The sequence below is a fragment of the Rhodococcus zopfii NBRC 100606 = JCM 9919 genome (assembly GCF_001895025.1).
In the GTDB taxonomy this organism is placed as follows: Bacteria; Actinomycetota; Actinomycetes; order Mycobacteriales; family Mycobacteriaceae; genus Rhodococcus; species Rhodococcus zopfii.
Window position 1 is genome coordinate 1 of sequence record NZ_BCXI01000038.1, and the last position, 15,700, is coordinate 15,700.

General features: G+C 64.9%; 10 protein-coding genes and 3 pseudogenes. 8 read left to right on the top strand and 5 right to left on the bottom strand.

Annotated elements, in window-relative coordinates:
- The first annotated feature begins 570 nt into the window (after positions 1 to 570).
- On the top strand, positions 571 to 1,587 hold the full coding sequence (locus RZ1_RS21680) for an outer membrane protein assembly factor BamB family protein (RefSeq protein ID WP_083583837.1): 1,017 nt from the start codon (positions 571 to 573) through the stop codon (positions 1,585 to 1,587).
- Positions 1,588 to 1,939: 352 nt separating this feature from the next.
- Here the strand turns inward: RZ1_RS21680 and RZ1_RS31890 are convergent.
- Positions 1,940 to 2,068, bottom strand: a pseudogene (locus RZ1_RS31890) (IS256 family transposase); the annotation flags it as partial.
- Between the two features lie 177 nt (positions 2,069 to 2,245).
- On the opposite strand from RZ1_RS31890, the gene RZ1_RS21685 reads away from it, so the two are divergent.
- The gene (locus tag RZ1_RS21685; protein ID WP_083583838.1) at positions 2,246 to 2,680 is read left to right on the top strand and encodes an Rv0361 family membrane protein; all 435 of its coding nucleotides are present in this window, start codon (positions 2,246 to 2,248) and stop codon (positions 2,678 to 2,680) included.
- Between the two features lie 136 nt (positions 2,681 to 2,816).
- Positions 2,817 to 4,283: a hypothetical protein gene (locus RZ1_RS21695; protein WP_139281929.1), complete on the top strand. Its 1,467-nt coding sequence runs from the start codon at positions 2,817 to 2,819 to the stop codon at positions 4,281 to 4,283.
- A gap of 175 nt (positions 4,284 to 4,458) precedes the next feature.
- Here RZ1_RS21695 and RZ1_RS21700 read toward each other — a convergent pair.
- Positions 4,459 to 4,803: pseudogene (locus tag RZ1_RS21700) on the bottom strand (transposase); the annotation flags it as partial.
- A 170-nt stretch (positions 4,804 to 4,973) separates the two neighbouring features.
- Between RZ1_RS21700 and RZ1_RS21705 the strand changes: the two are divergent.
- Positions 4,974 to 6,545, top strand: coding sequence for an IS1634 family transposase (locus RZ1_RS21705; protein ID WP_072814595.1), 1,572 nt, complete (start codon positions 4,974 to 4,976; stop codon positions 6,543 to 6,545).
- A gap of 1,256 nt (positions 6,546 to 7,801) precedes the next feature.
- On the opposite strand, the pseudogene RZ1_RS29700 reads toward RZ1_RS21705, so the two are convergent.
- A pseudogene (locus tag RZ1_RS29700) lies at positions 7,802 to 8,972 on the bottom strand (IS1249 family transposase).
- Between the two features lie 284 nt (positions 8,973 to 9,256).
- On the opposite strand from RZ1_RS29700, the gene RZ1_RS21725 reads away from it, so the two are divergent.
- From RZ1_RS21725 to RZ1_RS21740, 4 genes are all read left to right on the top strand, one after another.
- Positions 9,257 to 10,198, top strand: a complete 942-nt coding sequence (locus RZ1_RS21725) for a site-specific integrase (RefSeq protein WP_072814599.1) — start codon at positions 9,257 to 9,259, stop codon at positions 10,196 to 10,198.
- Entirely contained in the window at positions 10,198 to 11,130 is a 933-nt protein-coding gene (locus RZ1_RS21730; protein WP_072814680.1) for a hypothetical protein, read from the top strand. Before RZ1_RS21725 ends, RZ1_RS21730 begins: the two co-directional genes overlap by 1 nt.
- Before the next feature lie 74 nt (positions 11,131 to 11,204).
- On the top strand, positions 11,205 to 12,848 hold the full coding sequence (locus RZ1_RS21735; RefSeq protein WP_072814600.1) for a hypothetical protein: 1,644 nt from the start codon (positions 11,205 to 11,207) through the stop codon (positions 12,846 to 12,848).
- A gap of 330 nt (positions 12,849 to 13,178) precedes the next feature.
- Positions 13,179 to 13,511 (top strand): hypothetical protein, encoded by a 333-nt coding sequence (locus RZ1_RS21740; RefSeq protein WP_072814601.1) that lies wholly within the window; start codon positions 13,179 to 13,181, stop codon positions 13,509 to 13,511.
- Between the two features lie 223 nt (positions 13,512 to 13,734).
- Here RZ1_RS21740 and RZ1_RS30625 read toward each other — a convergent pair whose 3' ends face one another.
- Entirely contained in the window at positions 13,735 to 13,881 is a 147-nt protein-coding gene (locus tag RZ1_RS30625) for a hypothetical protein (protein ID WP_169918036.1), read from the bottom strand.
- 58 nt (positions 13,882 to 13,939) lie between these two features.
- On the bottom strand, positions 13,940 to 15,544 hold the full coding sequence (locus RZ1_RS21750) for a hypothetical protein (protein ID WP_072814603.1): 1,605 nt from the start codon (positions 15,542 to 15,544) through the stop codon (positions 13,940 to 13,942).
- Positions 15,545 to 15,700 lie beyond the last annotated feature (156 nt).

Consider the following 15,700-nt stretch of genomic DNA (forward strand, 5'->3'; position numbering starts at 1 on the left):
CCCTGGGGTACCCGGGCCGGCTATTCTCGCCTCAGCGCCCGGACATTGGGAATTGCGTGACGGTCGACACCTACACCTTGGTTCGTTTAGGTAGCGCCCTACCTACCCGCTACGTGACGTGACGTGACGTGACCAGGTCACATGCAGTAATGGCATGTTGTCGACCGAAGAGCCGACAGATTTTCCGGCGAATTGGTGTGAAACTCCTTGATCGTGATGAGTCCACTGCGTCCTCGATCCGGCAGACGGCACGGAGTCCACGGCGGAAGCCGGGTATGCGCGAGTACAGTCGCCGCGCTGATCGGCGTTGTCGGGTTGCTGGCGTCGGCATGCGGCGGAAGCGCAGCGACGCACGCCGAGGACGCCGCAGCCAGTGATCGAGCATTCGGCGAACCGGAAGACAGGTTGCCAACTGCATATCCCACCGCTCCGACGGCAGGCTGGTCGGTCAGCGCGGTACCGGTATGCGGTGCCGACAACAGCGACCATCGGTTCGTCGTCAAGGTGGTGACTGCGGATACTGTGCTCGCCTCGTGTGGATCGAGCGCTCGCCTGGTTGCCTTGGACCCGGTGACGGGCAGCGTTCGGTGGCAGTCGGAGGCCGAGCCGGGCTCGGCCGGGATCTTCTGTGCAGATGTCCCACTGGACGGTGCATTCGTATGCACGAACTACTCGGATGCAGACTCGCGGGACACCGTCGACAACGTCCGCGCGTACCGGGAATCGGACGGCGAACTGATGTGGGGTAAGCGCATCGACGGACTCAAGCAGGTCGAGGTGCGTGACAACACTCTCTACTCGACAGGCTCCTTTGGCCGCGGGTCCGCTCCAGAATGGGTTGGCAGTGGCACCGGGCGGGACTTCCGTGCGAACTGGTATGTCGAGCCGGGGACATGCATCGGAGACGAGATTTTCCTCGAACTCGAGATCGGCGCCGACGTGCTGACCACCGGCTACCACGTCATCGACCGCGAGACGGGGGCCGTCGGCACCCCGACGAACCTGTTCGTCCAGGCGGCTCTCCCCGGAGGCGGATTCGTCGCTGCCGATTGCGACGACCCCACTCGGATCACGATCCTCGACTCGGCCGGCAACAGGGTAAGGACACACAGCAGCAGCGGCGACGACGTCTACACGGCAGGCAGTGTCTACATCCTCGGTGCGCGCAGCGAGGGGACGTATGCCGGCTACGACGCGAAGACCGGCGACGAGCTGTGGACGTCCCGCGAGTTCCGTATCGACCGAATTGTGGGCGATGTGATGATCGGGGGTGACCGCACGAGCTATGTCGGTCATTCGCTTTCCGATGGGCGGGAACTGTGGCGTTGGAACGGCAATCTCGAGGACTTTCCGGATAGCGGATCCGGGTCCAGCGTCGTAGACAGCGAAGGCCGCGTTATCGGCTTCACAGAAGAGCGTGGTGGCGAGCTCGTGGCGTTCGATCCGGAGACCGGGCGGATGGTCTGGGACGGCCTTTCGATGACACGAACAACGACAAACGAATACCCCGGCATAGACACGGCGCGAGTGGGGGAAGGATTCGTGGCCAGCTTCGGGGACACGTTGACGTTCTACCCGCCGCAGTGAGAGTCCTGGCAAAGCCTGGATCAACACCCAGCCGAGCGGGGGTTTCGGTGCGAGATGACACTCGTCGATCGCTTCCGGGAAACGCGATGTCGGTCCGATCGACCGTCGGACGCGTGACGGGTGTGCCGCCAACGACCCGAGCTCCGGCGTGACGCGCAAGTAACCGCTCGTTTCACACAGCGTCATTGCGTGATTGCGTAGCTGCGCCACGGGATCGAGCTGCGGTCAGCGAACATGTCATCCGAACGCTGGATAGCGCACGCGGGAACGAACCGTCATCATCGAAGCGCGATGCGCCTCGGCCGGAGGCAGTCCGCGTTGCACAGGTGCTGAGGGGTGACGTTGTGAATAGGGCCGGTGGCTCGCACTGCAGGGCGGCAGCCAGCATATTTCGGCCGCCGTCGCGGACGATCTCGTCGAGCAACGAACGGCCGGCACCACCCGTCTTGCCGGACTCGCTGGTGTCGTCGATGTTGTCCATACCCATGAGCACGGGTGTGTCTTCCCACCAGCGCGCCAACGCCTGGTCTTGATCAGAATTGAGGTTCCTTGCAGATCATCTTCAGGGAAGGCACGCACTTTCAGGATCCACAGGTTCTGACCATTGCTCTATTCACGATGAGTTGCACCGTTCCTAATTAGATGACAGGGAATCACAATGGAATCCGCCACATGTTTCGCGCCGACGACTGTTGGAATAGTTCTGTCCGTACTAGCACTGACATCATGTAGCGGTGGTAATACCCCTGAGGACGAGATCATGGCTGTGGTTGACCAAATGAACATGGCCTACACAGAGGGCGACGTGGAGTCCTTCTACCAGAACTATTGCAGGGACTACATTGACGAAGCCCGACGCGGTTTCTCCCCAGAAGAGTTCCTCGCTCAGCTAGAGGCCGAGAAGTCTGCCAAACACGGCAAGGTCACAACATTATATGTGACAGATATTAGCGTCGACGGCGATACAGCCACCGCCACATCGGTTACCGAGCTTTTTAATGAGGACGGTGAACTGAACGCCGACAAGCGAGGTACCATCAAGTTCGTTCGCGAGGATGGCGAATGGCGAGTATGCGGAGAGGGACAGAGCTGAAATCCCGCTAGCCGCCGCTATCACGGCCGAAGCGGGATCTCACTGGTATCGAGTGGGAGAACCCACCGACACAACGAGGGATGTGTCGTTCCTTTGATGGACATCATCCGTTGGCAGTGGCGGTTAGATTTTTTCGATGAACGTTTCCGCTAGTTACATCTCGCGCTGCGCTGCACTCTCGGCCGCCTTGCTCTGCGTGGTGGCGTGCGGATCGACCGCGGAGACAACGATGGCGGTGCCATCGACCACACCGAGTTCCGTGCCGCTGACGACTGCTCCGGTAACAACGACGCCGGCTTCACACACTGCAGAGCTCATCACGAGCCCGGAGGCCGGCAACGGAATCTTCGGAGACGTCGCCAAGGTGTCCGACGAGATCATCACCTGGGGTTGCCTCGAAGGCGACGAGACAGAAGTGCGCTTCGGAACTCCGTTCATCGTCCGCGCGCAGGTCATCGACGGCGGGTCAATGGTCACATTTCCTGCGCCCATGGTGCCTTCAGGTAGCGAGCTAGAGTCTTTTGCATGCGCAACCGCAGGAACTGGCGATTCGCTGGTGGTGGTCTACGCAATGGGGCTTGTTGTCGAATCGAAGGGGCTGCAACCCGAACATCATCAGCTTGAGTTGCGGTCCTTCGATGCTCGTACCGGCAAGCTCGTCGGCCAGCAGTCCCAGATGTCGAGTGTGCCCGATTTGAAGGACGGATCGTTCGAACTGTACGGCACAACGACGAGCGTCATCGTGGGACAAGGCTTTGGGGACAAGTACGGCTACGGGGTCGTCGACGCTTTCACCACGGAGTTGGATACACAATGGTCACGCCCGGGGGAACTACTGGGCGCCACAGGGAACACCGTGCTGATCGAGCAACACGATCCGGCGACCCGTGCAACCATGACTCCCGACGGCGTCGTATACGTTCTCGATGCGAAGACCGGTGCCGAACTGTCGCGCCTCGACTACGGCGCGCAGATCGACGGTATCGAACGACTCGAAGTGATGGTGATTACGCCGAAGGGATATGCGCTGGAGAGGTTGTCCCCCCTCCCAGGTAATGGTTCTGACCTCCGCTTCACGTGGATCGATGGAACGATGGGAACCGTCCTGCATACCGACATCACTGATCTCTTCGAGATCGACATCGACCCGTTCGGGGAGTCGCTACTTGTCAACCACAATCAAGTACTCGACCGTGCGTACGTTGTCTACGATCTTAGGACATCGAAGGCGCTGCTAACTATCACGAGCGATCAGTCCGCAGGGTTGTCGATCAGGGATATTGGTTTAGCCAATGGACTGCTCTACGTTGACAACAAGGTAGACAGTCCGGTTACCGATATCGAGACGCAGGAGATGGTGTCGAGTAACTGGAAGTACCGTCCCATACTCCGCGGTGACGGGCACACCATCGTCGCAGTTGTCGGGCCCCCCGCGAGGACCTCGCCAGTGTTGGAATGCACATACCGCGATCGGTACCGACAGGAATATCGGAACTATGGAATTAACGGCGGGCACTCGACCCGAATCGACGGTTACTACAATTGCCCGGCATATAGGGTCGTGCAGGATATCAACGGAAATTTCCCCGGTCCGAACTACTAACCTCAATCTTTCGTGCGGTCCGCGTCCCCGCCTGAGCGTCTTCGGATTGGGCGTGGCGACCGCGGATTCGGTGTGCGGCCACGGTCTGTCGCCCGACGCGGTCGGGTGGCGTCGAGGTCCGCGGCCCCGAGTGTGGAATCGTCCCTCTTCGTCTCGGTCGAGTGATTTTGGCTGGTCAGGCAGGTGTGGGCAGTGCGTCGACGCGGTCCAGTGCTGCGGTGAGGACCTCGACCGACGGCCCGGACGGCGAGACTGACCACGGTGCGGCGGGCGTGACGGGTGATCCGTCCAGCGATCGACCACAGTCGCAACCGCAGACGTTCGGTTCCCAACACCGGGCCGGACGGCCGGCCAACGCGAGCATCTGGGTCCAGGTGACGAGCTCACGCGCCAGCTGCACGATCGCCAACCAGATTCTGTTCTGATCGAAACCGTGCAACGGAAGGTTCTGCACTCCGGTGGCTTTCGCCGCCCGGATCCGGTCCTCGCAACGCGCCCGGCGCCGGTGTTGCAACTCCAGACCAGACCCGACTTGACAACGTCCATGTGGACCCACCTCGTCGCGGGATCGCACATCTAACCTGACTTGCACCAGGTGAGCCGATTTCTGAGGTAGTCGTGGGCATCTGCGCAGGTAGCGGCGGTGTGCGTTCGGAAAGTGGCACACTAACGCCTCGGTAGACTCCGGCCGTGGCCGCCTACATCCGCAAAGTCCGCACCGCCTCGGGAGCAACGGCGGTGCAGATCGCGGCCAAGCAAGGACGCCGGGACAAGGTCCTCGAACACCTCGGATCGGCCCATACCGACAGCGAACTCGCCGCGCTGCTCGAGACCGCTCGGGAGAAGTTGCTCGCCGGCCAGCAAGAACTCGACCTCGACCTCGGCACGACCACCAGCACAGCACCGACGATCACCGGGAAACGCTCCCGCTGGCTGATCGAGGCCATCGACACCGCCTGGCGGCGCCTCGGCTTCGACGTGATCGACAACGAGGCGTTCTTCCAGCTCGTGGCGGCCCGCATCGTCGAGCCGACGTCGGTCGCAGACACGGGCAGAGTGCTGCGGGAGATCGGCATCGCACCGGCCCACCGCAACACCTTCGTGCGGACCCTGCAGCGGTGCACCGCCCACGGCTACCGCGATGACATCGCACGACGCTGCTTCGAGCACGCCGCCACCGCAGGGGATCTGAACCTGCTGCTCTACGACGTGACCACCTTGTATTTCGAAGCCGAGAAGGAAGACGAACTCCGCAAGGTCGGCTACTCCAAAGAACGCCGGGTGGACCCGCAGATCGTCGTCGGACTGCTCGTCGACCGCACCGGATTTCCCTTGGAGATCGGGTGTTTCGAAGGAAATCATGCCGAGACCCGCACCATCGTGCCTATCGTGCGGCAGTTCCAGGCCCGCCACAATATCGACGGGGTGGAAATGGTCATCGCCGCCGACGCCGGGATGCTGTCGGCGACGAACCTGAAGGATCTCGATGCTGCCGGACTGAAGTTCATCGTCGGATCGCGAGTGACGAAGGCACCGGCGGATCTGGCCAGTCATTTCCACTGGAACGGGGACGTATTCACCGATGGGCAGGTCATCGACACGGTCACTCCGCGGCACGCCAAAAGCGTGGTCAACGACCTCACGCGTCGTAGTGAGCCGGTGTGGGAGCCCTCCGACACGGCGGCCTGGCGGGCGGTCTGGGCGTACTCGACCAAGCGTGCCGTGCGGGACAATCAGACCCTGAATGCTCAGGAAGCGCGGGCCCGGGAGGTCATCGACGGCACCCGCGCTGCCCGCACACCCCGGTTCGTCAAGACCACCACGAAGGGCAAATCCCTCGACGCAGATGCTCTGGCACGTGCCCGTTCTCTTATCGGACTGAAGGGCTACGTCACGAACCTTCCTGTCTCGCTGATGAATCCGCGTGAAGTGATGGAGAAGTATCACGATCTGTGGCACGTCGAGCAGTCGTTTCGGATGTCGAAGACCGACCTACGGGCCCGCCCGATCTTCAGTCACACCCGGGAGTCGATCGAGGCGCACCTGACCATCGTGTTCACCGCGTTGGCGATCTCACGCTACCTGCAGGATGCGACGGGGATGTCGATCCGGAAGATCGTGCGGACCCTGCGTCCCTTGCAGGAAGTCACCATCACCATCGCCGGGCATGAACACACCGCCTTCGATCCGCTCACCGACGACGCCGCGAGCATCCTCGACTCCCTCAGCATCGCGAATCCCCGGTCGGGATTGGCACACTAAATTGGTGCAACTCGGGTCCATGTGGACCCACCTCGTCGCGGGATCGCACATCTAATGCAGGAAAGATACGGCTACCGGCGCCGATGCCCGCGCCACGACACGCCGCAGGTGAGATTGCTACCTCACTAGCGCTGGCGATGACCTGCATAAACGCCAAGATCGCCCCAGGGCGGGAGTTCTCGCATGTGCCGCAACTCCCGGCAGAAAAGTGCCGATAACATTTATTATGTCCACTCATATCGGTCTGCCGTGGTTCGGACCGATCATCGGGTCTGTCGCCGGCGACACGATCTACACGCTCGTCGGTGTTGCGGGTGCGCCGCACCGTAGGCGAGTGATCATTGCGGGTCTGCAGACAGGTTCGTTCGGTTGCATCTGCCGAGGTTCACAGAGATGGGATTGCGTCCCTGCCTTTCGTTGGGAGCGTTGAGCAGGTGCTGTGCACCGCGAATTCGTCTGCGGCATCGGAGAATCGAGGTAAGCACGACGTCGGGACCGGCGTCTCGCAGGACCTGTGCGGGTGATCGGTCACCGAGGGCGGCGTTGCGGCCCTGGAACCAGGTCTGCGCGACGGCCGGACTGTCTCGTCGGGTGAGGATCTGTGCCGCGGCGGAGGCGATGCGGAGGCGCTCGAGAAGATCGGCGGTAGGCACTGGGAGTGTGCCGTCGGACCATCCGTTGACTGCCCTGGTGTCGGTGCTGTGTCCGAGATGAGCAACGAGTTTCGTACCGATAAGCGCACGGAGAGTGATGACGACTTCCCTCGCGTCGGTGGTGTCGTTGTCCGCCATGATGATTCGCTTTCATTGGCATGCTACGCGGGAGGCGGGTGGCATATCGGGCGCCGTCCCTGTCTCGGCGCCCGGTCTACGCCGTGCCCGCAGTGTCGGGGGCCCTCCACTGGCGCTGCGAACCGCGCCGCCCCGTTGCGGCGGCACTTCGGGTGGTTCCCGCTCGCTGAATGTGTCGCGGGCCCGCACTGTCGATTCTAGGTCGCACAGCCACGGACGGCAGTGCCGAAATAGGGATGCGGCACTGCCTGCAACGGCCGCTCGATCGGATGGTTCACGCTGCTCGTTGGCAGAGTGTCGGACAGCGGAATCTGGTTCTACCGTGGGTGTTACGCCACCTGAATCCCGTTGACTCGTTGTGCGACTACGCACCACGAGTACTGCACCGCGTCGTGGTCAGGGTGGTGATCGATTGGCGGGTTATAGGCCAAAATGTGTGTACAGCCCTCGGTGTGTCGCCCTGGTTCACCGGCGTGATCTGCCCGCCCAACCCTGTTGGAGACCGTTGCCGTCCTCCCAACTGAAATCGGTGCCCATCGCCGGGCCGAGCGGTTCGTCCTCGGTGGTGACGCGGCGGGTCATCCGCGGCGGTGCGTAGTGCTCGGGCCGGACCAGAGCCCACAGATCGCGGGGCTCGGCGGTGAGACTGTTGAGTTTCCATTCGGCGGCCCGGCGGGCGTGCTCGACCGGCAGCCCACGGTGTGTGCGGAACAGGTCCTTGATCGCCTTGTTCGGGCCGCCCTCGAGCGGTGAGGTGGTCCGCTGCAGGGGGTGATCGTCGTCGGTCAGCTCGGGGTCGATCCAGGTGAACAGGTGGTTGTTGGCGATCAGGCGGCGGAACAGGCCGCGGGTCTTGCGCAGGTCCCGGTGGGTGTACCACCACTGCTGGTCGTCCGAGACCCCGCTGGGGCGGGCCACATGCGTTTTCGCGTAGGTGCGGTGGCGCAGGAAGCCGTCCCAGCGTGCCTCCCACGCGGCGTACGCCTGCAACCACAGCACGGCCTGGTCGATGCCGCGGACGTTCATCAAAGCTCGCGTGAGGGTGAGGATTTCGCGGGCGGCTTCGAGTCGGGGTTTGAGGGTGTTGGTGGCGGCGTACGACCTGGAAGATGTGGAAGTAGCAGCGTTGGATGCGGGTGGTGGGCCACTGTTCGGCGATCGCGGCGTGCAGGCCGGTGCCGCCGTCGATGACGGCGACGGTCGGGGCGCGGTGGCGCTCGAGGATCTGCAGCCAGGCGATCTTCTTCTCGCGGTCGCACCATTGCCAGTCGATGACGTGGTGGCCGTCGGTGGCGATCAGCAGGCACCAGGACTGGAAGTAGGTGCCGTCGAGGATCACCAGATCGGCCGGTGTCGGGGCGGGGGCCGGTGGTGGGATCTCGATGTTCCAGCACCAGGAGGTGTCGCGGCGGAAGGTGCGGGCGCTGGAGGCCACCTGGGTGGGTGTGTGGCCGTCGAGAAGCCATGCCCGGAATGCGTTGAGTTGTGCTTTGCGGGTGATGTCCGGGCGTGACTGGGTGGTCGATGCGCCGCAGGCTTTGCAGCGCCAGCGGGTGCGGCCGGCTGTGGTGGTGCCGTTCTTGACCAGCTTGGCTCCGCATACACCGCAGAGCGGGGAATTCCGGGTAGCTGACACCGAACATGCTTTCAGAGCATGTTCGGACGCCTATCATTCGAGGTCAGGGGCAGGAAATGGCGGGTTCTGTACACACATTCTGGCCATTAACCCCGATTGGCACTCTGAAATGCCGAAGGACGCCGAGCCGATTCGGTGTCCTTCCGGAATCATCAGCCAGGATCCTGCGGGGATCTCACATGACTCATGAGGGTGTGACTACTCATGACAATACCCCTCTGCGCGCCGACAGCGACAGCACGCTTCCGACGTTCTCCGAGTGCCGATGATCGCGGTGAACGGTGATGGCTGCGTACCGGCGTCGCGTCGATGATCCCGAATCGATTGCGGTCTGCATCCGGGGTTTCGAACCACGATCGGTCGATCCCGCATCGTGGACCGCGGTCGCCGTCTGGGTGCGCGAGACGGTCACGCTGTCGCAGCCGAGCCTGCACAGTCAGGCCGCGAACTCGATGAAGGTCCTGACCCGATTCGCGGTGTGGGCTCTCGAAGTGGGTTACGACCTCGACCGCGAGGTAGTGCTGACCCCGGAGGTGCTCGAACGCTACCGGGTGACCGGGATGCGGGAACTCGCTCCGACGTCGCGGTCGACGGAGATCTCCCGGTTGCGGACGCTGGCGAGGTCGGTGACGCGGCGGGCACCGTGGCCCGCCGCCGACGAACGCGCCGCGAGGCAGGGGCTGTCCGCGCCGTACACCGACGGCCAGATCGACGCCTACTGGGGGGCCGCGGCGGCGCAGAACGGTCCGTTCCGGGTGCAAGCGCTGCGCGCGGTCCTGGCGTTGACGGTGGGGGCCGGTGCCCGGGCTCGGGAGCTGTTCGCGGTGACGGGGGAGGACGTCGTCGATGTCGACGGGGTAACCGCGGTGCGGCTCGGGGCGGATGGGTCGGTGCGCGTCGTTCCGGTCCGCGCCCGGTGGGTCGAGCGACTGCAGACGGTCACCGGCGGTGCGGGGACGGTGCCGCTGATCGCGTCGCGGCGTGTCGGTCGGGATCGGGCGTCGGCGTTGGTGGGCTCGTTCGAGTACCCCGCCGGGATGACGCCGTTGAAGGTGGCGCGGCTGCGGTCGACCTGGCTGACCGGTGTGCTCACCGACTGTGGTGTCGCGGAGATCTTCGCGGCCGCCGGTATATCCAGTGGGAAGGCGTTGTCCGATCTCGTGCCGTATCTGCCTGCTGCGGAGGTCGGTTCGCCTGCCTGGAGGCGGTTGGGAGGTGAGCGGTGATGGCACCGACGCGGCCGGAGGACGTACTCGAGCTGTACGTACCGCGGGGTGATCCGGACTGGTGGGAGGAGATCGCGCCGTTCGTGCGGGATGTGGTCCGGCGAGGATTCGAGCCGTCACCGGTGGCTCAAGTGGTTCGGGGCCGGATCTGGAAAGTGACCTCGTTGGTGCGATGGGCGCTCGAGCAAGGGCTCCCGCTCGATGTGGAGCAGATCTTCCACCCGGCGACGGTGAATCGGTATGCGCTCACCGTCGCGGGGTTGTCCGATGCGACGCGGTGTACGCGTCGTGCCACGTTGACGGGGCTCTCACGCAGGATCACCCGCGTGGCGCCGTGGGAGCCCCCGCGTGTGGTGCTGCACAATCCGTGCACGGCGAACCCGTACACGCCGGCACAGGTGGCGCGCCTGTTGTGGTGGGCGCCGCGACAGACGACCGAGCTGCGGCGACGGACCCTTGCCGCCGCGGTTGCACTCGGGGCCGGGTGTGGTTTACGGGGCATCGAGATGATGACCGTCCGCGCCTCGGACGTTCGAGTCCGTGGGGATCATGTGATCGTCACGGTGACAGGTCCCCGGGCCAGACAGGTTCCGGTGCGCCCGCAGTACGCGGCCGCGGTACTCGCGGCCGTGGATCGGGCGGCGGGCGGTCACCTGTTCCGGGATCCGGTGCCGGGGTCGGCTCAGGGTGCCGCGCAGGCGTTGGACGAGTGTGAGGTTCCGGCGACATTGATGCCGGTGACGACGTCGCGTCTGCGGTGGACGTGGGAGTGCGCGATGATCCAGCGCGTTCCGTTGCCGGTGTTCATGGCGATGTCAGGGCGGACGGATACACACCGGCTCGCCGATGTGCTTGCCGGGGCGCGGCCGCGGTCCCGGCCCTGGTGGACCACAGCAGAACTCGCTACGCTCGCCGAGGCGGAGCCATGGTGAGAGCGACACGCGTAGCGCACCGACGTCACCGCCGACCCGACGCGGATACTCGTCGCGTCCGGCGGCTACACGAGGTGAGCACCGCCGTGTACCGCACCGAGCCGTGGCAGTTCAAACGGGTCCTGGCATTGATCGAACACTGCACCGCACGCGAATTCGTCCGCGAAGTCTTCGACCACCACCGCGGCGCGCACCGCGTGTTCACCGCCGATGCCTTCCTCGCCGCGTATCTGCTCACCCCGATGCTCGGCATCGCGCTGCACCAGACGAACGTGACCGCGGTCGTCCGCGGCTGGACCACCTCGCAGCGCCGGTCACTGGGACTGCCGCCCCATGCGGTCATCACGTACAAGAGCGTCAACGATGCGCTGCGTCGCCTGCTGTGGGCGTGCCGATCGTCCCGCTATCCGCAGTGGGACGAACGCGGCTTCGCGCAGGCTCTCCTCGATGCGTCCCTGTGGTGTTATCCGCCGACCGGTGCCGTCGCCCTGGATTCGACGGACATTTCGACGTGGGCGAAGGTTCGGTACCGCAAACCGCTCGTCGACGCCGACCCCGACGGGGTGCCACCGCCCGATCATCCGCTGGCGCCCCCGGACCCGAAGCATCCCCATGCCCGTCGCCGCGGGCATCATCTCCCGAACGCGCCGGTCGGCGCGGACAAGCGGTACATCTACACGGTCGATATCACCGCTCGAATGGGCTGGCGTAGTGCCGAGTTCGAGGAGACCTGCTACTTCTGCGGGTATGACCTCCATGTGATTACCGACGTCCCCGCCGCTCCCGGCCTCGGGCCGGTGGTGCACGTCGCACGGTCGATGAATCTCACCCCGGCCGGGTCGCACAAGGGCATCGGAGGGCTACCCGCAGTGGAGGCACTCGGGGCCACGATCCCGAAGCCGCGCCAGCTCCTCGCCGATCGTGCCTACAACAATGTCCGCAATGACACCTTCGCGCTCCCGGTCTGGCGACTCGGGTACACCACGATCTACGACCTGCACCCGAATCAGCGTGGGATGCATCCCGGACCCACGGGCACACACACGATGTGGATCGACGGGGTCCTCTACGCAGACAGTCTCCCGGAAGGCCTGTACGGCCTCGACCCGATCAGTACCGACATGAAAGAGGACGAACGCGCCCGGGTCGAACGCCGGCACCAAGCACGCCAGGCGTACGCGTACACCCCGCACGACGCCCGCCATCGCGACGGAGCACGCCGCTACCGTGGACCAGCCGTCCCACCGGCGCGGGTGCGCTGCCCGAACAACCCGCGATCGATGCGCGAGCCGCACAGTCTGCCTACCACCTCCTGTATCCGTGGCGAGGAATGCGGATGCGGGCGCACCGTCACCCTGTACGACACGGACTACCCCGACATGCGGATGCCGTTCCAGCACGGCACCCTCGCGTGGGAGGAGTCGTATCACCGTCGCCCTGGAATCGAGAGCGTCTACGCCGACCTGAAGCAGAATCGGCTGCACGTGCATCGCGGGTACTTCCGTGGTTTCGGGATCGGCCGGTACACGGTGCTTGTCGGCTTCACACTTGCTGCGCTGAACGTGCTCGAGCTGCACGACTGGTTCTGCAAGCGTGCGCGTCTCGATCCGTGGGGCCGGTTCCTCGGTGAGCCGGAACCGGTGCGCGCATTCGGCAGGCGTCGTCTCGTAACGCGATCGCGCGAGGAGTTCCCGGTGAGGTTTCGATCCGGCAGATAGCGGCCCTGCCCCGGTAGCGAAACCCACGGGTTCCGCGGCTCGACTTCGGCCACCTGGTGAAATTGCTCATCGCGTCGACGGCGCCAGAGCACGACTCGGCTCGGTCTGTGGGGAATCGCGCCGCGGTCGGGCGGCAAATCTGCCGGATCCGACCGTTCAGGCGGTGTAGCGATGCAGATCGGGGTGAGATCTCGGCGGTGGTTCCAATGGGTGAACATAACGCGGCCTGATGGGTGAACACCCTTGATCCCTCGTGATGGCGAACCCCGGCCGTACCCTCAATGCACCGATACCGATGCACCCGCCGACGATGGCGGGCAGGAGGATTTGATGGCCAAGGCCAAAGACACGGTCACCGTGAGACTTCCTGGGGAGAACCGCGCAGTCGCCTGGTCCGGTGGAACATTCGCTGGCGACCGCGAACTCGTCGAACGGGCGCAGGGCCTTGCAGCGATTGAGGCGCAGGTCGAGGTCGTCACACCCGGTGGATATGCCACCGCCGGGAGCGACAGCCGGCAGGGTGCGATGGTGGCGATGCTCGGCGCGGCACGTGGGCGCGGCCTTGTCGTCGAGGACGATCCGGAGCTGTGGGACGGCATCCTCGACACCGACACCGACACCGACACCGACGGCGTCGACGGCAGTGACAGACGGATCTACTGACCCGAAGGATTACTCGCACATGGACTATCGCAGTACCCGAGGAAATGACGGCCACACTCCGCGTGAGGATTCGCGCCGCAGGCCCCAGCCAATCACCGACGAGCGACCGGCGCCCGGGCCGAACACGACCGAGATGATCCACCGCGCGTTGTTCTCGGATTACGACTCGACAGTGCACCCGTCGTCATGACCGGAGGCTGACCTCCCGTGCGGGCGGAAGGGGTCAGCGGGCCTGCCTGGCCTCGACGATCAGGTTGTCGGGCATCGCCCGCTGTCCTTCCCTCTCGCGGACCCACCGGACTGCCTCGCGGGGCGACATCCCCAACACCTGTCCCAGCGCGGCAATCGTGGTGACCAGGGTCCCATCCACATTGCGAACATCCCAGGCCCGCATATCCCGAAACATCGGGAGCGGACGCCGAGTTCGATCAGACACGCTCAACCTCCCATTGCGCACGGCCACCGACCACGATGACCTCTTCCTCGGACAAGCATCCCATTCCGGTTCGCGGCAACGACAGGATCCGCGAGGCATGGACTGTGCCGTGCAGTCGTACCGACACGTACTCGTCGTCATCCCACTCGCGGCGTGCGAAGTACGACGACACCTCGCCGCGAAGCGTGAACGACGCTGCCGGGTTCAACGTCAAATCTGCCTGTTGCCGCTCGCCTTTCGCGGCCGGCACCCACGCAGGAGCAGGGGAGCCGGTCGGAAACCACATCCCGCGCGAAACCGACACCTCGGTGATGCCACGTGCTGCGAGATGCCGTTGCGTGAGGGCGTACTGGGCCTGCACCACCGCCCGGGCCCGCAGAGCCTCCACCGACCGCGGCGGGCCGGCGTCGGGGTGGACGAACACATCCCGGACCGCGGACTGCATGTGCACCGCCGCGGGTGACATGTCGCGCTCTGTGTGCGCAGCCCACGCCGACATCGCCTGAGAGGCGATGGTGCGCCGAGCGAGGACCGCGACAGATCCTGTCTTGCTCGGGGTCACCGTGCGGTGATCGACGCGTTCCCCGGTCCCGATCTGCCGCCACGGCTCGTCGTTGGCTGTCCGCCAGCACAACCCGGACGCGGACTGACCCCATTGCGCCTGATCGGGGGCTGCCAGCGCTGCGCACTCCGCGTCGTCGAACAGTTCGTGGTCCTCGACGGCGGCCAGCTCGTCGCCCAACTGAGCAGCGTTGTCGCGTTTGACCGGCACCGCGAACGGTTCGATCGCGCCCTGCGACAGCACGACCGGCACGGGCACTCCGTCGATGTGGTCGTCTTCGATGCACGCCCGCTGCGCTCGGTCGAGCGCCACGTTCCGATGAGCCGCGAACTGTGCGCTGCTCGTATCCAGCGACCCGTCCGCCCGGCGCGGGATTTCCGGTAGCCCCTCAGGTAGCGGCCCGTACCGGTCGTCCCGGCACACCTGCGTGATCGCGTCGGCGTCGGCCGCGATCAGCGGAATGTCCTCGTACAAGCCGGCCGACAGGGACTGCGCAGCAGCGGTTCCAGCGATGGTGCCCGCTGGTGTCGGGGGCGGAAGTTGGGTGCTGGCGGTGAGGGCGAGGCGGCGGGCGTCGAGGATCACCGAAGGACAACGGTGGGAGGCCGCGGCGAACTGGCCGCACGCAGGACAGCGCTCACCGCCACCTCGCACTTGCGGAGGCTTCCACCCATCGGCAGCTGCCGTGTTCTCCGCGATGTCGGCGGCCCGGCGGCGTGCGAGCCCACGCGTGACGAGTCGGCGCAGTTCGGTGGCGTGCTCGGGTTGGCCGCACTGTTCGTGGGCGTGGGCTTCGAGCATCAGGTTGTGAGCGCCGCGTGCGGTCGAGGCCAGGTCGATGCGTTTCTGTTGGAATCGGCGGCGGGCCTGGTCGAGTTCGCCGGCGGACTGATCGAGCCATGCCGGGGACACCGGTTCACGCTGCGCGGTCTTCAGGCGGGCATCGTGGGTGAGCTGCAATCGCCGCACTTCCTGTTCGGCGCGGTCGAGGCTTTCCGCGGTGTGGGGGAAGCATCGTCGGCCGACACGGCACACAGTTGTCCTCCTGGTTGGTGGGATCCGGGGCGGGCACACGGTACGGGCCGCGTTCGCCGGTGCGGGCCATCAGCGAGCGCACCGGGCTGCTGCTGCAGAACACTCGTCTGGCCGCGTTCGTAGCGGGTCTGCAACTCGACCCGGTCTGCAGCCGAG